Below are 25287 nucleotides of genomic sequence, written 5' to 3'. Positions count from 1 at the left end.
TGTCGTACGCGCAGCAGCGCATGTGGTTCCGCAACCGCTTCGACGCGGATTCGGCCGCCGACAACATCCCGCTGGTCATCCGGCTCACCGGCGCACTCGACACCGAATCGCTGGCGACCGCGCTCGGCGATGTGATCGAGCGGCACGAAGCACTGCGCACCATCTACCCGGACGGTCCGGACGGGCCGCACCAGCAGGTGCTTCCCGCGGCACCGCGAGCGCTGGCGACGCTCACCGTGACGGCGGACGACATCGTCGGGCGCATAACGGAATTCGTGTCGGCCGGGTTCGATCTGACCCGCGAGACCCCGGTGCGCGCCGTGCTCCTGCGACTCGACACCGTCCCGGAGACGCACGTACTCGCCCTGGTGCTGCACCACATCAGCGCCGACGGCTTCTCGCTCGGCCCGTTGGCCGCAGACCTCATGACCGCCTATGCCGCGCGCCGCTCGGGCACGGCCCCGGCCTGGCGTCCGCTACCGGTCCAGTACGCGGATTACACACTGTGGCAGGCGGAATCGCTCGGTTCCGCTGCCGATCCGGAGTCGGCGCTGGCGCGGCAGCTCGCGTACTGGCGCACTCGCCTGGCGGGGCTGCCGGAACATCTGGACTTGCCGACCGACCGCCCGCGCCCGGCCGTTTCCACCGAACGCGGCGGCACCCATCGCTCGCGAATCGACTCGCATCTGCACAGCGGTCTGGCCGAGCTGGCGCGCAAGCACGATGCGACGCTGTTCAGCACCCTGCACGCGGCGCTGGCGGTCCTGCTGGCGCGGCTGTCCGGCACCGCCGACATCGCCATCGGCACACCGGTGGCGGGACGGGGTGAACGCGCACTCGACGGGCTGGTCGGTATGTTCGTCAATACGCTGGTCCTGCGCACCGAGGTCGACCCGCGCCTGAGTTTCGACACGCTGCTCGGGCAGGTGCGCGAAACGGATATCTCGGCCCTCTCGCACGCCGACGTGCCGTTCGAGCGGCTGGTCGAGGAGCTGGCTCCGGCGCGGGCACGTAACCGGCATCCGCTGTTCCAGGTGGCCCTGACCTTCCAGAATTTCACGCTGCCCGACCTCGAATTGCCCGGATTGACCGTGCGTGCCGAGGACGCCGATACCGGCACCGCGAAATTCGACCTCCAGTTCACCGTCACCGAGCACATCGACGCCGACGGCCGCGCCGGCGGCATGGTGGTCGAGATCACCTACGCACGCGATCTCTTCGACGCCGACAGCATCGCGGTGCTGGCTCGCCGCTTCGAACAGGTGCTGGCCGCGGTGGCCGCCGATCGCACCGTGGTGGTCGGCGACATCCAGTTGCTCAGCGCCGAGGAACAGCGGCGTGCCCTGCACGAATGGTCGCGCACCGGGGCCGATATCGCGGCCGGTCACACCATCGCCGACCGTTTCGCGCGGGCCGCGATGATCGACCCCGCCGCTGTGGCGGTGCGGGCCGGAGCGGAGCGACTCACCTTCGCCGAGTTGGATGCGCGGTCGAATCGGTTGGCGCGGAGGTTGATCGCCGCCGGTGTCGGGCCCGAGGCGTTGGTGGCGGTGGCGTTGCCGCGGACCGCGGATCTGGTGGTGGCGTTGTTGGCGGTGGTGAAGGCGGGTGGTGGTTATCTGCCGATCGATCCGAATTATCCGGCTGATCGCATCGAGTACGTGGTCGATGACGCGCGGCCGGTGTGTGCGCTGACCAGCGCCGGTGCGAACCTGCTCGCGGGCTGGTTCGGCGGACCAGTGATCGATGTGGACACCGTCGATCTCGACGGCTACCCCGATGTCCCGGTGTCCGACGCCGACCGGCGCGCCCCGCTCGACCCCGCCAACGCCGCCTATGTCATCTATACCTCCGGCTCCACCGGCCGCCCCAAGGGTGTGGTGATCCCGCACGCGAATGTGATTCGCCTGCTGGACAATACGCACCGTCACTACGGTTTCGGGCCGTCGGACGTGTGGGTCATGTTCCACTCGTACGCTTTCGATTTCTCGGTGTGGGAGCTGTGGGGCGCTCTGCTCTACGGCGGCAGCATCGTGCTGGTCGACTATTTCACCTCGCGGTCGCCGCGTCAGTTCCGGGAACTGCTGGCAACCGAGCGGGTGACGGTGCTCAATCAGACGCCGACCGCGTTCTATCAGCTGATCGCCGCCGACGCCGAAGCCGCGGATGATCTGGCGCTGCGCTATGTGATCTTCGGTGGCGAGGCGCTGGAACCGCAGCGGCTGCGGGACTGGTTCGCTCGTCATCCGGAGTCTCCGGTGCTGGTGAACATGTACGGCATCACCGAGACCACGGTGCACACCTCGTACCGGCCCATTCCGGCCGACACCGGCAGCGCCAGCGTGATCGGCAGCGCGCTGCCGGGACTGGCCATGCGCCTGCTGGATTCGCGCCTGCTGCCGGTGCCGGTGGGCGTACCGGGCGAGATCTACGTCTCCGGCGGGCAACTCGCGCGCGGCTATCTGAATCGGTTCGGCCTCACCGCCGCTCGTTTCATTGCCGATCCCTACGGTGCGCCGGGCGCGCTGGCCTACCGATCCGGTGATCTGGCCCGGTGGACCGCCACCGGCGATATCGAATACCTCGGCCGGGCCGACCAGCAGGTGAATCTGCGCGGCTTCCGGGTGGAACTCGGCGAGATCGAGGCGGCGCTGCTGGCCGAACCCGGTGTCCGGGAGGCGGCCGTGGTGGTGCGACGCGGCGAGGGGGACGACGAGGCCCGCATCGTCGGTTACGTCGTGCCCGCGGACGCGGACGAGCTCGAGGTGGCCGCGCTGCGCCAAGCCGTCGCCCGACGGCTGCCCGAGCACATGATTCCCTCCGCCCTGGTCGTGCTCGAGCGCATTCCGTTGACCGTCAACGGCAAACTGGACAAGGCGGTGCTGCCCGCGCCGGTCTTCGAGTCCCGCACCTACCGCAGGCCCGCCACCTTCGCCGAGGAGATCGTCGCGGGTGTGTTCGCGGACCTGCTGGACGTGGACCAGGTGGGCGCGGACGACGACTTCTTCGCCCTGGGCGGCAGCTCGCTGCTGGCCGCCAAGGCGGTGGCCCGCATCGGCGGCGTTCTCGACGCGACAGTCGGCGTTCGGATGCTGTTCGAATTCCCCCGGGTGGCCGACCTGGCCGCCCGCATCGGCACCGATGCCGAATCCGCCCCACGGCCGGTGCTGAGGGCGGGGGTGCGGCCGGAGCGGTTGCCGCTGTCGCCCGCGCAGCAGCGCATGTGGTTCCTCAACCGCTTCGACCGCACCTCCACGGCCTACAACATCCCACTGGCGCTGCGGCTTTCGGGTGCACTCGATGTCGAGGCGTTGGCGGCCGCCCTCGGTGACGTGATCGACAGGCACGAGTCGCTGCGGACCGTCTATCCGGAGACGGCCGCCGGGGCGGCGCAGGTGATCCTGCCCACCGATCGGGCCGTGCCGAGCGTCGCTCCCGAACCGGTCACAGAATCCGAACTGCCCCAGCGTATTCGGGAACTCGCGGACACTACCTTCGACGTCACCGTCGATATCCCGGTCCGGGTCCGGCTGTTCCGTATCGATGCCACCGAGTACGTATTCGCCGGTGTGCTGCACCATATCTCGGCCGACGGCTCCTCGCTGGTGCCGTTCGTTCGGGATCTCGTGGTGGCCTACGCGGCCCGCCTGAACGGATGTGCTCCGGCCTGGACGCCGCTCGCCGTCCAGTACGCCGACTACGCCCTGTGGCAGCACGCGCTGCTCGGTTCCGAACACGACACCGGCTCGCTGGCCGCCCGGCAGCTGGACTACTGGCGGGAGACGCTCGCCGGGCTGCCCGACCAGCTGGACCTGCCCGCCGACCATCCCCGTCCGGCCCGGCAGAGTCTGCGCGGCAAGCGGATTCACTTCACCGTGGACGCCGATCTGCACGCCCGGCTCATCGCGGTGGGTCGGGAACGGGGCGCGACCCTGTTCATGGTGGTGCACGCCGCCTTCGCGGCGCTGCTGGCCCGGCTCTCGGGCAGCCCCGACATCGCCGTCGGCACCCCCGTCGCCGGGCGCGGCGACAGCGCGCTCGACGACGTGATCGGCATGTTCGTCAACACCCTGGTGCTGCGCACCGACGTCGATGCCGCCGCGCCCTTCACGGAGCTGCTGACCCGGGTGCGCACCACCGATATCGCCGCCTTCTCCCACGCCGACGTGCCGTTCGAGCGTCTGGTGGAGGTGCTCAATCCGGAACGCTCCACCGCACGGCATCCGCTGTTCCAGGTCGGCCTGTCCTTCCAGAACCACGAGCGGGCCGCCCTGCGACTGCCCGGCCTGACCGTCTCCGAGATCGAATTCGACAACGACATAGCGCAATTCGATCTGCACCTGTTCGCCGTCGACGAATACGACGAGGCCGGATCGCCCGCCGGTATGGCGATGACCCTCGGCTATGCCACCGACCTGTTCACCGCGGACACCGCCCGGCGAGTGGTGGACGCTTTCGCCAGGACGTTGGCCGCGATCGCGGCCGCGCCGGATACCGCCGTCGGCGACATCGACCTGCTGGGACCCGAACTGCGACAGCGGATGCTGCGGGACTGGAACGACACCGCGCACCCGGTGCCCGCGACCACGCTCGCCGCCCTGGTCGATGCTCAGGTCGCGCGTACTCCGCATGCGATAGCGCTGCTGGACGCCGACGGGAACCCGCTCGACTACGCCGTGTTCGACGCCCGCGTGAATCGGCTGGCCCGCCACCTCATCGCCCGCGGTGTCGCTCCCGAGCGCACCGTGGCGCTGGCCATGCGGCGTGGCATCGATCTGGTCGTCGCCATGTACGCGGTCGTCAAAGCCGGTGGCGCGTACGTGCCGATCGACCCCGACCACCCGGGCGAACGCATCGCCCACATCATCGACACCGCCGCACCGGTCTGCGTGCTCACCACCGCCGCCGACGGGCTGCCTTTCGACACCGCCGTCCCGGTGCACGAGGTCGACGCGCTCGACCTCACCGCGCTGTCGCCCGCGCCGATCCGCGACGACGAGCGGGTCCGTCCGCTGCGTGCGCACAACCCGGCGTACGTCATCTTCACCTCCGGCTCCACCGGCAAGCCCAAGGGTGTCACGGTGACGCACGCGGCCATCGTCAACCAATTGCACTGGCTGCAAAGCACTTTCGACCTCGGTCTTGGCGATCGGGCGCTGCTCAAAACGCCCGCCACCTTCGACCTGTCGGTGTGGGAGTTGTGGTCGCCGCTGGTCACCGGCGGCAGTCTGGTGGTGACCGCGCCCGGCGACGAACGCGATCCGGATCGGCTGCGAGCCTTGATCGAGCGGCACGGCGTCACAGTGCTGCATCCGGTGCCGTCGCTGCTCGCCATGCTGTTGGCGGGTGGACCGCTGCCCGCTCCGGTGCGTGCCGTGCTCACCATCGGTGAGACCCTGTCAGTGGCCACCGCTGCCGAGTTCCTGGAGAAGTCCGGCGGCGCACGGCTGTTCAACCTCTACGGCCCGACCGAGGCGGCGGTCTCGATCACCGCGCACGAGGTGCGCGAGCCGACCGCGCACACCGTGCCGATCGGTGGCCCGGCCTGGAACAGCCGCGGGTACGTGCTCGACGACCGCCTGCGGCCCGTGCCGGTGGGCGTGCCCGGAGAGCTGTACCTGGCGGGTGATCAGCTGGCCCGCGGCTATCACGGCTGGCCCGCCCGTACCGCCGACCGCTTCGTCGCCGACCCGTTCTCCGGCGGCCGCATGTACCGCACCGGCGATATCGTGCGCTGGCGCGCCGACGGCGCACTGGAGTACCTGGACCGCGCGGACTTCCAGGTCAAGATCGGCGGCCACCGCATCGAACTCGGTGAGGTGGAGACGGTACTGCGCGGCTGCGACGGGGTGAGCGCCGCCGTGGCGGTCGCCCGGCCGGTCGCGGCCGGGAATCGGCTCATCGCCTATGCGGCGGTGCCGCAGGCGAATCCGGAGCAGCACGACGACACGGCCGCGGCGCTGCGGGCCGCCCTCGCCCGTGCGCTGCCCAGCTATATGGTCCCGGCCGCCGTGGTCGTACTGGACAGCCTGCCGCTCAATGACAATGGCAAGGTCGACCGAGCCGCGCTGCCCGATCCGGTACTGCCCGACACGGCGCACCGCGACCCGGCGACCGTCACCGAGAAACTGGTGGCCGCCGCGTTCGCGGAGGTTATCGACACCGATGCGCTCATCGGTGTGGACACCGATTTCTTCGCCCTGGGTGGCAATTCGCTCATGGCGACCCGACTGGCCGCACGCCTCGGCGAGGATCTGGGCGTGCGGGTGCCGGTGGCCGCGGTATTCGACGCGCCGACGGTCGGCGGCCTCGCCGAGCGGCTGACCACCGCCGAGTCGGATGCGGCCCGCCCGCTCCCGACACGGCGGGCCGGCACCGGCCCCGCGCCGCTATCGCTCGCCCAGCAGCGCATGTGGGTGCTCAACCGATTGCAGCCCGACGCCGCGGCCTACAACGTTCCCGTCGCCATCCGGCTGACCGGCACGCTGGACGGGCGGGCGCTGGCCGCCGCCGTGCGGGATGTACTGGGCCGCCACGAGATTCTGCGCACCCGCTACCCGGAGATCGACGGTGAGCCGGTGCAGGAGGTGCTCGCCGTCAGCGCGGTGGAGTTCGATCTCACGCCGGTTCCGCTGGCGCACGACGAACTCGACGCGCGGATGGGCGAGTTCGTCTCCGCCGGTTTCGATGTCACCGCCGCCGCTCCGGTGCGGGCTCGTCTGTGGCGGACCGCGCCGACCGAACACGTGCTCGTCGTGGTCCTGCACCACATCAGCGCCGACGGCTACTCGGTCGCGCCCATGACCCGTGATCTGGTGCTCGCCTACACCGCGCGACTGAGCGGTGCCGCTCCGGCCTGGGCACCGCTGGCGATCCAGTACGGCGACTTCAGCGCCTGGCAGCGGGAGCTGCTCGGTTCCGACACCGATCCCGGCAGCCTGCTGTCCCGGCAGCTGGCGTTCTGGACCGCCGAACTGGCCGGTGTGCCGGAACAGCTGCCGCTGCCCACCGATCGTCCCCGCCCGGCACGGCGCGAGATGCGCGGCGACGCGCTCGAGGTCGACGCCGGGACGGACCTCACCGCTCGACTGGCGCTGGTGGCGCGCGAGCACGGCGTGACCCTGTTCGGCGTGGTGCACACCGCCTTCGCGGTGTTGCTGTCGAAGCTGTCCGGTGTGCGCGACATCGCCATCGGCGCACCCGTCGCGGGCCGTGGTGAGCGGGCGCTCGACGACCTCATCGGCATGTTCGTCAACACGGTCGTGCTGCGCACCGAGGTCGACGCCGCGCTGCCGGTGCGTGAACTGCTGCGGCAGGTGCGCGACCGCGATCTCGCGGCGTTCGCCCACGCCGATGTGCCGTTCGAGCGCGTGGTGGAGGCCATGGGCCGCACCCGATCCAGCTCGTACTCGCCGCTGTTCCAGGTGATGCTGACCTTCCAGAACGTGCCCACCGGAAAGGTCGCCCTGCCCGGTGTGCAGGTGCAGGTGCTGGAACCCGAACTCGGCGAAACCAAGTTCGACCTGCATCTCACCGGAATGGAGCGCTACGACGAGCGCGGTCGGGTGACCGGATTGCGACTGCGGTTCGCCTACGCCACCGATATCTTCGACGCCGCCACCGTCCGGTTGCTCGCCGACCGCCTGCTGCTCGTGCTGCGGGCCATCGCCGACGATCCCGCCACCCCGGTGCGTGCGGTCGATATCCGCACCGCGGCGGAGCGGGAGCGACGCGGGGCGAAAACCACTGCCGCCGTCGTCGATCCGGACGCCGGCGGGCGGAGCGCGGAGCATCCGGCGGAACTTCCGGCGCTCGTCGCGGCCGCCGCCACCCTCGCACCCGATGCCATCGCGCTCGCCCACGGTGAGCACCGCATCACCTACCACGCCCTGGACACCAAGATCGCCGCCGTGGCCCGCGCCATGGGCGCGGCGGCGAAGCCGGAGGCAGTGGTGCAGGTCGCCCTCGCCGGACTGGCACCCGGCATCGTGGCCGCCCTCGGCGCGGGCGGCCTCACCCAGGCCCTGTACACCCTCGCGGGGGATGCGCGCGGTCTGGTCCTTCGCTCGGCAAGTACGGAAGGAAACGTCTGATGCAACACGCGGAGTCGGTAGCCCTGAGCCGGTTCGGCAGTCACGCGGCGCTGCGCAGCGCCTACGGCACAGCGGACCTGCCGAATCTCATCGAAACGGTGGCCGCGCTCGAACCCGAGCGCGTCGCCCTGCGGCAGGGCGACACCACTGTCACCTACGCGGCCCTGGCCGCCGAGGTCGGGGTGCTGGCCGAGGCCATGGGCGGGGCGCTCGAACCCGACGCCCTGGTCCAGGTCGTGGTCTCCGGTCAGCTGCCCGGCCTGATGGAGGGTGCGGAAGGCGCGCTGGCCACCGTGCTGGACGAGCTGCTCGCCGATGCCGTCGACGCGGCTGCGGGGGTGCTGGTCCCGAACCTCGCCCCGGTCGAAACCCTGGTGACCCTGTTCGAGGAGCAGGTGGAGCGTACTCCCGACGCGGTGGCGCTGCGCTGCGGCGACCAGAGTCTCACCTACGCCGAATTCGCCACCCGCGTGCACGCGCTCGCCCGGCGGCTGCTGGACTACGGCGTCGGGCCCGATGTGCTGGTGGGGCTGTCGGCCAGGCGCTCCGTCGAATTGCTGATCGGTATGTACGCCATCCTCGAGGCGGGCGGCGCGTACGTGCCGATCGATCCGGATCACCCCGCCGACCGCATCGCCTACGTGCTGGACGTCGCGGCCCCCGCGCTGGTGCTCACCACCACCGACGATCGGCCGGATCTCGACGCGGACGTGCCGGTGCTGTGCATCGACGAGTTCGAGCGCACCGCCGGGGACATCGCCCCCGATGCCACCACGCTCAGTGCGGATCCCTACCTATCGCAGCCGGTAGGGAGCAACACCGCCTATGTCATCTTCACCTCCGGCTCCACCGGCCGCCCCAAGGGCGTGGCGGTGTCGCACCGCGCCATTGTCGCCAATCTCCGCTGGCGGCAACGGCTCTACCGGCTCGACGACAGCGATGTGGTGCTTCAGAAGACGCCCTTCACCTTCGACGTGTCGGTGTGGGAGTTCTTCTGGCCGTTGCAGACCGGTGCGACGCTGGTGATCGCGGCGCCCGACGGTCACCGCGACCCGGCCTACCTGCTGCGTGCCATCGACGAATACGGCATCACCATCGCGCATTTCGTCCCGTCCATGCTGGCGGTCTTCGTCGCCGAGGCCGCGCTCGCACTCGACCGCGGTGAGCCGGGGGTGGCCGATTCGCTGCGCGCCGTCTTCGCCTCCGGTGAGGCGCTGCCCGCCGCGACCGCCGCCGCCTTCCGCGACGTGAGCGGTGCCTGTCTGCACAATCTGTACGGCCCCACCGAGGCAGCCGTGGACGTCACCGCCCACGAGGTCACCGCCGCCGACGTCGATACGGTGCCCATCGGCGCCGCCGCCGATGACACCGAATTGCTGGTGCTGGACGACGATCTGCGCCCGGTGCCGTCCGGGGTGGTCGGTGAACTGTATCTGGCGGGCGTGCAGCTGGCCCGCGGCTATGTGGCGCGGCCCGGTCTGACCGCGGAGCGGTTCGTCGCCAATCCCGAAGGCGCGCCTGGTGATCGGATGTATCGCACCGGCGACCTGGTGCGCTGGACACCCACCGTGGACGGCGGTCCCGACGAACTGGAATACCTGGGCCGCAGCGATTTCCAGGTGAAGCTGCGCGGCCTGCGCGTCGAGCTCGGCGAGGTCGAGGCCGCCCTGCTGCGTCACGCCGCGGTGGCGCAGGCGGCCGTGGTGCTGCACCGGCACGCCGGTGGTGACCATCTGGTGGGCTATGTGGTCGGCGAACGCGATCTGGACACTGCGGCGGTGCTCGCGTCGACCCGCGAACTGCTGCCGGAGTACATGGTGCCGTCACTGCTGACGGTGCTCGACCACATGCCGGTGAACGCCAACGGCAAGCTGGATCGCCGTGCCCTGCCGGAACCGGTGTTCACCGACAGCACCGCCGAGTACCGCGAGCCGGAAACGGCCGCCGAGCTCACCGTGGCCGCCATCTTCGCCGATCTGCTCGGGGTCGAGCAGATCGGGGCGGACGACGATTTCTTCGCCCTGGGCGGCAACTCGCTGATCGCCACCCGGGCCATCGCCCGCACCGCCGAGGCGCTGGGCATCGCCATCGACGTGCGTGACTTCTTCGACCGCCCCACGGTGGCGGCGTTGGCCGCGCTGGCCGACACCGCCGCCACGGCGGCGTCCCTGCCCGCCCTGGTGGCGCGACCGCGTCCGGATCTGGTGCCGCTGTCACCCGCACAGCAGCGCATGTGGTTCCTCAACCGCCTGGCGCACACCGAATCCGAGTCCGCCACTGACGGCTTCGATACGGCGGCGGTCGACAACATCGTGGTTGCGCTGCGGCTGCGCGGCGAACTCGATACGTCGGCACTGCGCGCCGCCGTCGCCGATCTGGTCACACGGCACGAGATCCTGCGCACCTACTACCCGCAGACCGCCGCCGGACCGGTCCAGGTCGTTCGCGACGATATGGCCGTCGAACTCACCCCGCGCGATATCGTCGCGGAGCGGCTGAACGATGCGGTGCGGGCGGCGGCCGGACGGGGATTCGACGTCTCCGGTGAGGTGCCGCTGCGGGTCGAACTGCTCCGGATCGGTCCCGCCGACCATGCCCTGGTGCTGGTCGTGCACCACATCGCCGCCGACGGCGTCTCCCTGGTTCCGCTCGTGCGTGATCTGGTGCTGGCCTACGGCGCCCGCCGTGACGGTGACGGTCCCGGGTGGGAGCCGTTGCCGGTCCAGTACGCCGACTACGCGCTGTGGCAACGCGAGTTGCTCGGCGACGAGAACGATCCCGACTCGACCGTTGCCCGCCAGCTCGAGTTCTGGACAAGCGAACTCGACGATTTGCCCGCCCAGCTGGATCTCCCCGCCGACCGCCCGCGCCCGGCCGTATCGAGCTATCGTGGCGCCTCGCTCGAGTTCACCATCGACGCCGACCTGCGCGCGGCCGTCGACCGGCTGGCCGCCGTCGGCGGCGCGACCCCGTTCATGGTTCTGCACGCCGGACTGGCCGCGCTGCTGGCACGACTATCGGGGACCACCGATATCGCCATCGGCACCCCGGTCGCCGGGCGGGGAGACCGGGCGCTGGACGATCTGGTCGGCATGTTCGTCAACACCCTGGTGCTGCGCACCCGGGTGGTGGCCGGGTCGTCGTTCACCGAACTGGTAGCGCACGCGCGCGAGCGGGACCTGCGCGCCTTCGCCCACCGCGACGTGTCGTTCGAGCGTCTGGTCGAAGTGCTCAATCCGGCCCGCGCCCGCAACCGGCACCCACTGTTCCAGGTCGCGCTGTTCATGCAGAACCTCGGCACGACCACACCCGTGCTGCCGGGCCTGGACACCACGCCGGTCGAATTCCGCTCCGATTTCGCCAAATTCGACCTGAACCTCACCGTCTCCGAGTGCGACGCCGGGTACCGTGCCGAATTCACCTACGCCACAGATCTTTTCGATCAGGCGACGGTACGAGAGTTCGCGGCCAAGTTTCTGCGCCTGTTGCGCACCGCCACGGCGCAGCCGGATCGTCCGATCGGTGATATCGAACTCCTGGGCGCGGGCGAACTCGACTATGTCACCTCGAGCTGGAATGCCACCGGGCACAAGGTCGCCGAGCGGTTCCTGCACGAGGGCTTCGAGGCCCAGCTACGCCGCACGCCCGACGCCGTCGCCGTGATCTCCGGCGACACCGAACTCACCTACACCGAACTGTCCGAGCGGGCCAACCGTCTGGCCCGGCTGCTCATCGACGCGGGCGTCGGACCGGAATCGCTGGTCGTCCTCGCCATGGCGCGCTCGGTCGAACTCGTCACCGCCATGTACGCGGTGCTGCGCGCGGGCGGCGCGTACGCGCCCGTCGATCCGAGCCACCCGGCCGACCGCATCGCCCACATCCTCACCACCGCCCGTCCACGGGTGGTGCTGACCACCACCACCGACGACTTCACACTTCCCGAGGGTCTCGAGGCTCCGCTGTACCGCGTCGACGACCTCGACCCCCGGGCGCACTCGGCCGCACGGATCACCGACGCCGAACGCCGCGCCCCCCTGCACCCGGACCATCCGGCCTACGTTCTGTTCACCTCCGGCTCCACCGGCGCCCCCAAGGGCGTGGCCGTGAGCCACCGCGCCATCACCAACCAGATGGCGTGGATGCACGCCGAATACCGCGTTCGCGCCGCCGACCGCTACCTCCAGAAGACCGCCAGCACCTTCGACGTCTCGCTGTGGGGTTACTTCCTGCCGCTGCGCGCGGGCGCGACCATGGTGCTCGCCGCTCCCGACGGCCACCGCGACGCCCGCTACCTCGCCGAAACCATCGCCCGGCACGGCATTACGCTCACCGACTTCGTCCCGTCCATGCTGGCGGTCTTCGCCACCCACGCGCGTCCGGGCGAACTCGATTCGCTGCGCGATGTTTTCGTCGCCGGGGAGGCGTTCCCGCCGGAGACCGTCGCCGCCTTCCGCGCGGTGAGCGACGCCGGACTGCACAACCTGTACGGCCCCACCGAGGCCGCCGTCACCGTCACCGCTCGCGAGGTGGACGAGCCCGGCGACCAGCCGGTACCCATGGGTGAGCCGGAATGGAACACCCAGGTGTACGTGCTGGACACCCGACTGCGCCCCGCGCCGATCGGCGTACCCGGCGAACTGTATCTCGCCGGTGCGCAATTGGCGCGCGGCTATCACGGGCGGGTCGATCTGACCGCGGATCGCTTCGTGGCCAACCCCTTCGGCACCGGCGAACGCATGTACCGCACCGGGGATCTGGTGAAGTGGTCCGCCGAGGGAGAACTGATCTACCTGGGCCGCATCGACTTCCAGATCAAGTTCCGCGGCCAGCGCATCGAACTCGCCGATATCGAGACCGCGTTCGCCGCCGCACCCGAGGTCGCCCAGGCCGCGGTCCGGCTGGTCACCGCCGAGGCCGGTGACTACCTGGCGGGCTATGTCGTCCGCGCGCCCGGGGCCGACCTCGATGTCGACCGGCTGCGCGCGGGCCTCACCCGGCGGCTGCCCGCGTACATGGTGCCCACCGCCATCGTCGAACTCGATGCCCTGCCACTGGGCGCGAGCGGCAAGCTGGACCGCCGGGCGCTGCCGATCCCGGTGTTGGCGGCCAGGCGTTTCCGCGCACCGGTCGACGCCGTCCAGCGCCTTGTGGCGGGGGTCTTCGCGGAGGTGCTCGGGATCGAACGCGTCGGGCTGGACGACGATTTCTTCGCCCTGGGCGGCAGTTCGCTCACCGCCACCCGGGTGACCGCCCGAATCGGCGCCGAATTGGATGCGCGGATACCGGTCCGCATCCTTTTCGAGGCCCCGGCGGTGGGCGAATTCGCCACCGCTGTCGGTGCGCTCACCGATACCGTGCCGCGGCCGGCTCTCACGCGCCGCGCCCGTCCCGACCGGGTGCCGCTCTCGCTGGCCCAACAGCGGCTGTGGTTCCTCAACCGACTGGAGAGCGAACAGGGCGGGTCCGGTCTGTACAACCTGCCCGTGGTGTTGCGCTCGAGCGGCCACCTGGACACTTCGGCGCTGGAGCGGGCCGCCCTGGATGTGCTGGCCCGGCACGAATCGTTGCGCACCTGCTACCCGGATACCGAATCCGGTCCGTACCAGCGCGTACTGACCGTCGAAGAGGTCGGGTTCAGCCTGAGTCCGGTACCGGTGGCCGCCGCCGACGTGCCCGAGGCCGTGGCCGAGATCGTGCGCGCTCCGTTCGATGTCACCCGCGATCTGCCGGCGCGCCTCGCACTGCTGCTGGTCGACCGGGACGCGAACAGCGAGGACACCACGGACACCGCATCGACCGCCGACGAGTACATCCTCGTCGTGGTGCTGCACCATATCGCCGGTGACGCGCTGTCGATGCCGCCCCTGGTCCGAGATCTCGTGCGCGCCTATACCGCTCGCCGCGCGAACCAGGCTCCCGACTGGGAGCCGCTCGCCATCCAGTACGCCGACTACACGCTCTGGCAGCGTGAACTGCTCGGCTCCGACGCCACCCCGGGCGATCTCGCCCATCGGCAACTGGGCTTCTGGCGCGACACTCTCGCCGAACTGCCCGCCCTCCTGCCGCTGCCGACCGACCGACCGCGACCCGCGCGACCACGAAACACCGGGGGAGCGGTCGAGTTCGAGGCGGGGGGCGACGTGCTGTCCGGGCTCCGAGACATCGCCCGCTCGCACGGCGCGACCCTGTTCATGGTGGTGCACGCCGCCTTCGCGGCCACGCTGTCCCGGCTCGCGGACACCGGTGACATCGCCGTCGGCGCACCGGTCGGCGGGCGCGGTGACCGTGAACTCGACGACATGGTCGGCATGTTCGTCAATACCCTGGTGCTGCGTACCCGGGTGGATGCCACGATGCCGTTCGCGGACTTCCTGACCCGAGTGCGCGATGCCGATCTGGCCGCCTTCGCCCATGCCGACCTGCCGTTCGAGCGCCTGGTGGACGACCTCGTCACCGATCGTTCCACCGGCGCGCATCCGCTGTTCCAGGTCATGCTCAGCGTCACCGACGACGACGCGGCAGCGCGACTGTCCCTACCCGGACTGACCATCACGCCCATCGAGATCGCGGACACCACCGCGAAATTCGATCTGCACCTGGTGGCGGGCGAACGCTCCGGCGGTTTCGGCGGCAGCCTGCGCTACGCCGACGAACTCTTCGACGCCGAGACCGCGGCGTCCTTCGCCACCCGCTTCGTCCGGGTACTGCGGGCCGTGATCGCCGACCCGCGAATCCGGATCGGCGATATCGACCTGCTCGGCACCGCCGAACGGGCCCTGGTGTTGGAGCAGTGGAACGACACCGAGCACCCGCTGCCCGACGGCGCGACCCTGCTGTCGCCGTTCGAGGCGCGCGCCGCCCGCAGCCCCTTCGCCACCGCGGTCGTCCACCGGGGCATCAGCCGCACCTACGGCGATTTCGCCGCCCAGGTCCACCGCCTGGCGCGCCACCTGGTCGCCCAGGGCGTCGGACCCGAGACCCTGGTCGCCCTGGACCTGCGGCGCTCCGTCGACCTGGTCATCGGCATGTACGCGGTACTGGCCGCTGGTGGCGGCTATGTACCGCTCGACCCCGACCATCCCGCCGAGCGCCGCGCCCATATCGCCGATACCGCGGCACCGGTCTGCGTGCTCGCGGTCGACGACGGACCGGATTTCCCCGGCGTGCCCCGCATCCGCATCGACGAACTCGACACCACCGGCTACGACGACGCGCCGCTGACCGACGCGGACCGGCTGGCCCCGCTGCGCCCGCACCATCTGGCCTACGTCATCTTCACCTCGGGTTCGACCGGCCGCCCCAAGGGGGTGGCCGTCCCGCACGCCGCCGCGCTCAACCAGATCCGCTGGCTCGCTGCCGAATACCGGCTCGGCATTCACGATGTCGTCCTGCTCAAGACCCCCGCCACCTTCGACGTCTCGGTGTGGGAACTGTTCGCTCCCTTGGCGACCGGAGCCCGACTGGTCGTGGCCGAGCCCGACGGCCATCGCGATCCCCGCTACCTGGCCGAGGTGATCGCGGCCGAGCGGGTCACCATCACCTCCTTCGTCCCTTCCATGCTCCGGGCTTTCGCCGAGGAGGCCCCGCCGCGCGCGGCCGACTCCGTGCGCGCCCTGCTGGTCGCGGGTGAGGAGTTGACCGCCGATACCGTGGCCGCCTTCCGCCGCCTCGGTACGACCCCATTGCACAACCTGTACGGCCCCACCGAATTCACCGTGCACGCCACCGTCGCGCCGGTCCCCGCCGAGATGGACGGCCCGGTCCCGATCGGCGGTCCGGTCTGGAATACCCGTGTCTACGTGCTGGATTCCCGCCTGCGTCCGGTCGCCCCCGGGCTGGTGGGCGAACTCTATCTCGCGGGAACCCAGCTCGCCCGCGGCTACCTCCGGCGCTGCGAGCTGACCGCGGATCGCTTCGTGGCCAACCCCTTCGGCGTCGGCGAGCGCATGTACCGCACCGGCGACCTGGTGCGCTGGAACCCCGACGGGCAGCTGATCTATCTGGGCCGCAGCGACTTCCAGGTCAAACTGCGCGGCCTGCGCATCGAACTCGGCGAGATCGAAGCCGTCCTCACCGCCCAGGCTTCGGTGGCCCGAGCGGTGGTCACACTACGCACCGACCCCCCGACCGGCGATCGACTGGTCGCCTACCTCGTTCCCGCGCTCGAGCAGCCCGCGCCGGACGCCGCCGCGCTGCATGCGGCGTTGTCGCTGTCGCTGCCCCCCTACATGGTTCCGTCGGCCTTCGTCGTCCTCGACGAACTCCCACTGAACGCCAACGGCAAACTGGACCGCACCGCCCTGCCCGCACCTGCCCCCGAGGAACGCGAATTCCGCGCCCCCACCGGCTATTCGGAATGCCTCGTCGCCACCGTCTTCGCCGACGTCCTCGAACTCACCACCCCGGTCGGCGCGGATGACGACTTCTTCGCCCTGGGCGGCAACTCACTGGTCGCCACCCGCCTGGCCGCCCGGCTCGCCAAGCGCACCGGCGTGCCCGTCCCGCTGCGCACCATCTTCGACAACGCCACCGTTCACGCCCTGGCGGCCCGGATCGACGCCGCCGAGCCGACCGGCGCCGAACCGGTGGCGCTCCCACCGGTCACCGCCCGGCACCGCGGCGACACCATTCCGCTGTCGATCGCCCAGCAGCGCATGTGGTTCCTCAATCGGTTCGACCCCCGCGGCGGCGGTTACAACATCCCCTTCGCCCTTCGCCTCACCGGCCAGCTCAACGTTGCCGCGCTGCGTAGCGCCATCGCCGACCTCATCGCCCGCCACGAGACCCTGCGCACGCTGTACCCGGAATACGACGGCCAGGCCACCCAGCTGATCCTGCCGCCGGACACGCGACTGGTGGATCCGGCGGCGGAGCCGGTCACCACCGCGGAGCTGCCGGGCCTGGTGGAGGCATTGGCGCGCACCACCTTCGACGTCACGGTGGAGGTGCCGCTACGCGTTCGCCTGCTGCGGCTCATCGATGCCGACGAGCCCACCCACCTGCTGCTGTTCGTCATCCACCACATCGCCGCCGACGGCTGGTCCTTCGCGCCGCTCACCCGCGATCTCGCCCACGCCTATGTCGCGCGGTGCGCCGATACCGCGCCCAACAGCGCCCCCCTGCCCGTGCAGTACGCGGACTTCGCGCACTGGCAGCGCGATGTGCTCGGCAGCGCCGAGGACGCCGGTTCGGTACTCGCTCGGCAGCTGGAGTACTGGCGCAACCGGCTTCGCGGCGTACCCGAGGCGTTGACGCTGCCCGCGGACCGCCCCCGTCCGGCCGTCGCGACGAATCGCGGCGGCGAGGTGAGCAGCCACCTGGACGCCGACCTGCACGCGGCCACCGTCGATTTTGCCAACGCCGCCCGCGCCACCCCGTTCATGGTGCTGCACACGGCACTGGCCGTCCTGCTGGCCCGGCTCTCGGGCACCCGCGACATCGTCATCGGCACACCCGTCGCCGGTCGCGGCGACGAGGCGCTGGACGACCTGGTCGGCATGTTCGTCAACACCCTGGTGCTGCGCACCGATGTCCGACCCGACGCCACCCTCGCCGAACTGCTGGCGCAGGTGCGCGACACCGACCTGGCCGCCTTCGAACACGCCGCGGTACCGTTCGAGCAGCTGGTCGAGGTGCTGAATCCGGTTCGCTCCCAAGCGCATGCGCCGATCTACCAGGTCGGGTTCACGCTCCAGAATCACAGCCAGCCCGAGTTCCGCCTGGCTCGCCTGGCCATCGCCGCCATCGACGCGGGAGTGCGCCCCATCCAGTTCGACCTGGACTGGACCCTCACCGACCGTTACGACACCGCGGGCGCGCCCGCGGGTATCGACGTGCACCTGCACTACGCCCTCGACCTGTTCGACGAGGTGACGGCGCGCGACTTCCTGGCCGCCTTCGAACGGGTACTGCGCGCCATGATCGCCGATCCGCGGTGTGCGGCGGGCGATGTGGAGTTGCTGTCGGTGGCCGAGCGGGGGCTGCTGCTGTCCGACCGCAATGCCACCGTCCGGCAACTGCCCCGCGAAACCCTCGCCGATCTGCTCGACCGGCGGGCCGAACTCGATCCGGACGCCGTCGCCCTCCGTTTCGAGGGCGACTCGCTGACCTACGCCGAGCTGGCCGCGCGGGCGAATCGGCTGGCGCGCCGACTGATCGCGGCAGGTATCGGCCCGGACGACATCGTGGGCGTCACCGCGCACCGCTGTTTCGACATGGTGATCGCGCTCTATGCCGTCGTACATGCGGGCGCGGCCTATCTGCCGGTCGATCCGGAGCATCCGGCCGATCGCATCGCACACGTCCTCGCGACCTCGAACACCACGCTGGTGCTGACCGTCGGCGGCGTCGACCTGCCCGCGGTCGACGGCGTGCGATACCTCGATACCACCGCGACGGAGCTGTCCGCGCTGGCGGCCGGACCGGTCACCGACGCCGAGCGCCGTGCCCCGCTGCGCCCCGACAATCTCGCCTACGTGCTGTTCACCTCCGGCTCCACCGGTCTGCCCAAGGGGGTGGCGACCAGCCACGCCGCCATCATGAATCAGCTGCGCTGGCTGGAGAACCGCTACGGGGTCACTCGCGACGACCGCATCATGCAGCGTGCGCCGCTCACCTTCGACGTGTCGGTGTGGGAATGTTTCCTGCCCGCACTCGTCGGCGCGCCGCTGCTGATTCCGCGGCCGGGCGGTCACCGGGACCTCGACCATCTGGCCGGGCTCATGCGTGAGTTCGGCGTCACCATCGCCGAACACGTGCCTTCGGTGCTGGCGGCGCTCATCGCCGAGGGACACGGCGACGCGCTGCGGTCCTTCCGCCACCTGCACACCGGCGGCGAGGCGCTGCCCGCCGAACTGCTGACCCTGCTGCGCGAGCACGTCGGCGGCGCGGTGCACAACGCCTACGGGCCCACCGAGGCGGCCATCTCCGCCGTTTACCACGAATTCGGCGTGAGCGACGCCGACCACGAGGTCCCGATCGGCCGACCCAACTGGAACACCCGCGCCTATGTGCTGGACGCCCGGCTGCGCCCGGTGCCGACCGGCGTCACCGGTGAGCTGTACCTGGCCGGTGCGCAGCTGGCCCGCGGCTATCAGGGGCGCGGCGCGCTCACCGCGGAGCGCTTCACCGCCGACCCGTTCGGCGTGCCCGGAAGTCGCATGTACCGCACCGGCGACCTGGTGCGCTGGAATCGGGACGGCGATCTGGTGTATTTGGGCCGCAACGACTTCCAGGTGAAGCTGCGCGGCCAGCGGATCGAACTCGGTGAGATCGAGGCGGCACTGCTGGCGGTGCCGGGTGTCGCCCATGCCGCCGTACTGCTGGCGCAGGATACGGCGGGCACCGAATGTCTGGTCGGATATCTCGCCGGAGAGGACATCTCCGAGACCGCCGTGCTGGAGCAGGTGCGCGACCGACTGCCCGGATACATGGTGCCCGCCCATCTGGTGGTGCTGGACGATATGCCGCGCACCAGCGTCGGCAAACTCGATCGCAAGGCGCTGCCCGCCGTCGAGTTCACCGCCGCCACTACCGCTTTCCGAGCACCTCGGGAAGGCGCGGAGTCAGTGCTCGCGGCCCTGGTGGCGGATCTGCTGGGCAGCGGACCTGTCGGCGCGGACGACGACTTCTTCGGTCGCGGCGGCAATTCACTGCTCGCGATGCGCCTGGTGGCCCGCGCCAACGCGGCGCTCGGCTGCGATCTGAGCGTGCGCGAGGTCTTCGACGCACCCACCGTGGCCGAACTGGCCGCGCGGGCCGTCCGCACCGACCGGCAGACCGCGGCACTGGCGCCGCGGCCGCGCCCGGAGCGAATCCCGCTGTCCCTGGCGCAGACTCGGATGTGGCTGCTCAACCGCCTGGAACCGGGATCGCCGCTCTACAACATCCCCGCCGCGCTCCGGCTCACCGGAACCCTGGATATCGACGCCCTGCGCGCCGCCGTCAGCGATGTCATGGCACGGCACGAGGCGCTGCGCACGCTGTTCCCGGCGGACGCCGACGGCCCGCGGCAGGACATCGTCCCCGTGACCGACGTACCCGCGCCCGACCTCGAGCCGGTAGACGCAGCGGATCTGTCCGGCGCGGTGGCGGCCGTGGCCGGACGCGGATTCGACCTGCGCACCGAACTGCCGGTGCGCGTCGCCCTGCTGCGGGCCGCCCCGGACGAGCACGTACTGGTCGTGGTGACCCATCACATCGCCGCCGATGGCGTGTCCACCGGACCGCTGGCCCGCGACCTCATGGTGGCCTACGCCGCTCGCGCCGAGGGCACCCGGCCGTCGTGGCGGCCACTGCCGGTGCAGTACGCCGATTTCACGCTGTGGCAGCGGGAAGCGCTCGGCGACGCCGACGATCCTGCCTCGGCGCTGGCCGCCCAGATCGCCCACTGGCGCGCCGAACTCGCCGGCCTCGCCCCCGTGCTGGAACTGCCGACCGACCGCCCGCGTCCGCCGGTGTGGACCGGCCGGGGTGCGGCGCTGCTGTTCGAGCTGTCCGCCGACACCACCGCCGCGATCGCGGAACTCGCACGCCGCCATGGAGTGTCGACCTTCATGGTGGTGCACGCCGCCTACGCGGTGCTGCTGGCGCGCCTGGCCGGAACCGACGACGTCGCTATCGGCACCCCGATCGCTGGACGCTCCGAACAGGCCCTGGACGACCTGGTCGGCATGTTCGTCAACACCCTGGTGCTGCGGACCCCGGTACGCTCGGACGCCACCTTCGCCCAGCTGCTCAGCACCGTCCGCGATGCCGACGTGCGGGCTTTCGCCCACGCCGACCTGCCGTTCGAGCGGTTGGTGGACGAACTGAACCCGGTGCGTTCCCAAGCGCATTCGCCGATCGTGCAGGCGCTGCTCACCTTCGAGCATCGCGACGACACCGTCCTGCGGCTGCCCGGCCTGGAGGTCTCCGGCTTCCCGATCGAGAACACCGCCGCCCAGTTCGACCTGTCGCTGGCCTGCACCGAGATCGCCGCCGAGGACGGCCGCACGGCGCTGTCGGTGGCCCTGCGCTATGCCACCGACCTGTTCGACGCCGGTACCGCGTCCGCCTTCGCGGACCGGTTCCAGCGGGTGCTGCGGACCGCCGTCGCCGATGCCGCCGTGCGGGTCGGCGATATCGACCTGCTCGCCTCCGCGGAACGCGAACTGCTGCTGTCCGAGCGCAATGCCACCGCGGTCGGGCTCACGGCCGGACGATCCGAGCACGCCGCGCTGTCCCTGGCCTCGCTCTTCGAGGGCCAGGTCGCGCGAACACCGGACGCGAGCGCGGTGACCTACGGCAATACCAGCCTGACATACTCCGAATTCGCTTCCCGGGCACGAAGGCTCGCCCGATTCCTGATCGCAGAGGGCGTCGGCCCGGATACCTTCGTGGCCCTGGGCATGCGCCGCTCCATCGACCTGGTCGTCGGCATGTACGCCGTCGTCATGGCCGGTGGCGCATACGTGCCGCTGGACCCGGACCACCCCGCCGACCGCATCGAGTACATCCTCGGTACCGCCGATCCGGTCACCGTGCTCACCTCGGGTGACGACCTGGATGTCGATACCGCGCAGGTGCGCATAGACAGGCTCGACCTGTCGACCTACACCGACACCCCGGTCACCGACGCCGATCGCCGCTGTGCGCTGCGGTCCGGCCACACCGCGTACGTGATCTTCACCTCGGGGTCGACCGGTCGCCCCAAGGGTGTCGCGGTCTCGCACGCCGCCATCGTGAACCGCCTGGTGTGGATGCAGTACGAGTACCGCATCGGCACCGGCGACGTGGTGCTGCAGAAGACCCCGGCCACCTTCGACGTTTCGGTGTGGGAGTTCTTCTGGCCCTTGCAGATCGGCGCCCGTCTGGTGCTCGCCGCACCCGACGGTCACCGTGATCCCGCCTACCTGACCGAACTCGTCGCCCGCGAAGGCATCACGGTCGCCCACTTCGTGCCGTCCATGCTGGCCGTCTTCGTGGCCGCACTCGACGCCACCGACGGGCACACCCGAATCCGGTTCCACCAGGTATTCGCCTCCGGGGAGGCGTTGCCGTCCAAGTCCGCGCAGCGGCTGCGGGAGCTGACCGGGGCCCGGCTGCACAACCTGTACGGGCCGACCGAGGCCGCCGTGGACGTCACCTATCACGAGGTCACCGACGCCGACGTCGATACGGTTCCGATCGGCGTTCCCGTCTTCAACACTCGGGTCTACGTGTTGGACGCACGCCTGCACCCCGTCCCGGCGGGCGTCGCCGGCGAGCTGTACCTGGCCGGGGACCAGCTCGCCACGGCCTACGTGGCGCGGCCCGATCTGACCTCGGATCGGTTCGTGGCCAACCCCTTCGGCGACGGCGAGCGCATGTACCGCACCGGTGACCTGGTGAGGTGGAACGCCGATGGTGAGTTGGAATATCTGGGACGCACCGACTTCCAGGTCAAGCTGCGCGGACTGCGCATCGAGCCGGGCGAGATCGAAGCCGCCCTCGCCGAGCTGGATTCCGTCACCCAGGCGGTGGTGGTGGTGCGTCACGACCAGCGCACCGGAGATCAGCTGGTCGCCTACCTCACGGCCGCCGGTGACATCGACCCGCAGCGGGTGAAAGCCGAATTGGCGCAGCGCCTTCCGGCGTACATGCTGCCGAACGCCGTCGTGGTGCTCGACGAGATGCCGCTCAATGCCTCCGGCAAGCTGGACCGCGGGGCGCTGCCCGCACCGTCCTACACCCCCGAGGTCTACCGCGCCCCCGCCACCGCGGCGGAGCAAACGGTGGCCGCCGTCTTCGCCGAGGTGCTGGGTCGCGATCGGATCGGCCTGGACGACGACTTCTTCGAACTCGGCGGCAACTCGCTCATCGCCACCCGGGTGGTGGCCCGGCTCTCGGCCGCGCTCTCGGCCGATATCGAGATGCGGGCCGTCTTCGAGGCCCCCACCGTGGCGGCACTGGCCGCGCACGCCGCCATCCGGACCGGCACCGCCCATGATCGTGCGCCGCTGACCCCGGCCCCGCGGCCGGAACGGATTCCGCTGTCCCCGGCCCAGCAGCGCATCTGGCTGCTGAACCGCCTCGAGGCGAGCGCCGCCGTGTACAACATCCCGCTGGTGGTGCGCCTGTCGGGAACCCTCGACGTCACCGCGCTCGGGTCGGCCGTCGCCGATGTGGCGGCCCGGCACGAAGTGCTGCGCACCAGCTACCCCGACACTCCGGACGGTCCGGTGCAGCGGATACGGCCGCCGGACGCGGTGGCCGCCGAACTCGTCCCGGTCGCCTCGGCCCCCGCGCGGCTGACCGACGACATCGCCGCCGTCGTGGCCCCCGGCTTCGACGTCACCACCGACCCGCCCTTCCGAGTGGCGCTGCTGCGGCTGGCCGCCGACGACCACGTCATGGTGTTCGTCGTCCATCACATCGCGGCCGACGGTTGGTCACTGGCTCCGCTGGCCCGCGATCTGGTCACTGCCTACACGGCCCGGACCCACGGCGCGGCTCCGGACTGGACGCCGCTGCCGGTGCAGTACGCCGACTACGCCCTCTGGCAGCGTGCCCTGCTCGGCGCGGACGACGACCCCGAATCGCTGGCGGGTCGGCAACTCTCGTACTGGCGACGGCAGCTGGCCGAACTGCCGGAGGAACTGCGGCTGCCGACGGACCGCCCGCGCGGTACCAGGCCGACCTTCCGCGGCGGTCGCTTCGCCTTCACCGTGGACGCCGAAACCCACGCTGCGCTGGCGGAACTGGCGCGCGAACACAATGCCACCCTCTTCATGGTGGTGCACGCCGCGCTGGCCGTGCTGCTGGCCCGCCTGTCCGCGAGCACCGATATCGCTATCGGCACCCCGGTCGCGGGCCGTGGCGAGGCGGCGCTGGACGACCTGGTCGGCATGTTCGTCAATACCCTCGTGCTGCGGACCGAGGTGCGCGGCGACGATACGTTTCATGCGCTGGTGGAATCGGTCCGTGACACCGATATGGCGGCGTTCGCCCACGCCGACCTGCCCTTCGAACGGCTGGTGGAGGCCGTGCGCCCGGCCCGCGCCAGCGGCCGCCATCCGCTGTTCCAGGTGGCGCTGACCTTCCAGAACTTCGCCGCGACCACCGCCGAGCTGCCCGGCGTCACCATGACCACGCTGGATGCCGCGGGCGACGACACCGCCCGATTCGATCTGTCGGTGGCCCTGCGCGACCAGATGACGGCGGCGGGCGCACCCGCCGGCATCGACGGCGAGATCACCTTCGCCCGCGACCTTTTCGACGACGAGACGGTCGAGGTCCTGGCCGAGCGGTTCCTCCGGTTGTTGACGGCCGCCGCCGCGCGGCCGGAGACCGCGGTGGGTGATCTGCCGCTGCTGTCGGCGGCCGAGCGCGCCGGATTCACCGCCGTGCCCGCCGCGAGTCGCACGGCACTGCTGCCGGAAATCGCGAGCCGCGGCAGTATTCACGGCTACGAGCGGATCGCCGTGCGCGCCGAGGGCGGCGAGATCACCTATCAGCAGTTGCACGAGGTGAGCAATCGCCTGGCCCGACTGCTCATCTCCCGGGGCGTGGGCCCGGAGCGGCGGGTAGCGGTGGCCTTCCCGCGCTCGGCCGACGGGGTGGTCGCCGCGCTGGCCGTGGCCAAGGCAGGCGGCGCGTTCGTCCCCGTCGACCCCGCCCACGCCGCCGACCGCGTGCGCTACGTCCTCGCCGACGCCGCGCCGGTGCTCGGCGTCACGCTCGCCGAATTCGCGGCGGACCTGCCCGCCGACCTGCCGTGGCTGCTTCTCGACGATCCGGCCGTGGTAGCCGAGTGCGCCCGCTACCGCGCCACCGACCCGACCGATGCCGACCGGCTGTCCCCGCTGCTGGTGGACCACCCGGCCTACCTGATCTACACCTCCGGTTCCACCGGAAAGCCCAAGGGCGTCACCGTCACCCACGCGGGTCTGCGGCCCTTGGTCGACCATGCCGTGGTGCGATACGGGCTCACCGCCGAGGACCGGATGCTCCAGATCCGCATCCCCGTCGCCGACCCGTTCGTGCTCGAATGGCTGTGCGCCTTCGCGACCGGCGCGACGCTGGTGATCGCGCCGCCGTCGGTGTACGGCGGCCCCGAACTCGCCGAACTCGTGCGAGACGAGGGGGTGACCCATGCCCTGATCCCGCCCGGCGTGCTGGCCACCATGGACCCCGTCGGACTCGACCGGCTGCGCGTCCTGCACGTCGGCGGCGA

2 protein-coding genes (1 of these 2 only partly in view) are annotated in these 25287 nt (G+C 70.8%); both read left to right on the top strand.

Going from position 1 to position 25287, the window contains the following annotated elements:
- Positions 1-8093: the 3' end of a non-ribosomal peptide synthase/polyketide synthase gene (locus ON31_RS26155; RefSeq protein ID WP_255222262.1), read on the top strand. It extends 9931 nt beyond the left edge of the window; the window shows 8093 of its 18024 coding nt (coding positions 9932-18024); its start codon lies off the left edge, out of view; it ends in the stop codon at positions 8091-8093.
- Positions 8093-25287: non-ribosomal peptide synthase/polyketide synthase (locus ON31_RS26150; protein WP_051037762.1), on the top strand; the 17195-nt coding region annotated here is incomplete at its 3' end. The genes ON31_RS26155 and ON31_RS26150, both read left to right, overlap by 1 nt.

This window comes from Nocardia otitidiscaviarum NBRC 14405, assembly GCF_000308635.1.
Taxonomy (GTDB): Bacteria; Actinomycetota; Actinomycetes; order Mycobacteriales; family Mycobacteriaceae; genus Nocardia; species Nocardia otitidiscaviarum.
Note: the sequence above shows the minus strand (reverse complement) of the source record. Positions and strands in the feature narration are given on the sequence as shown.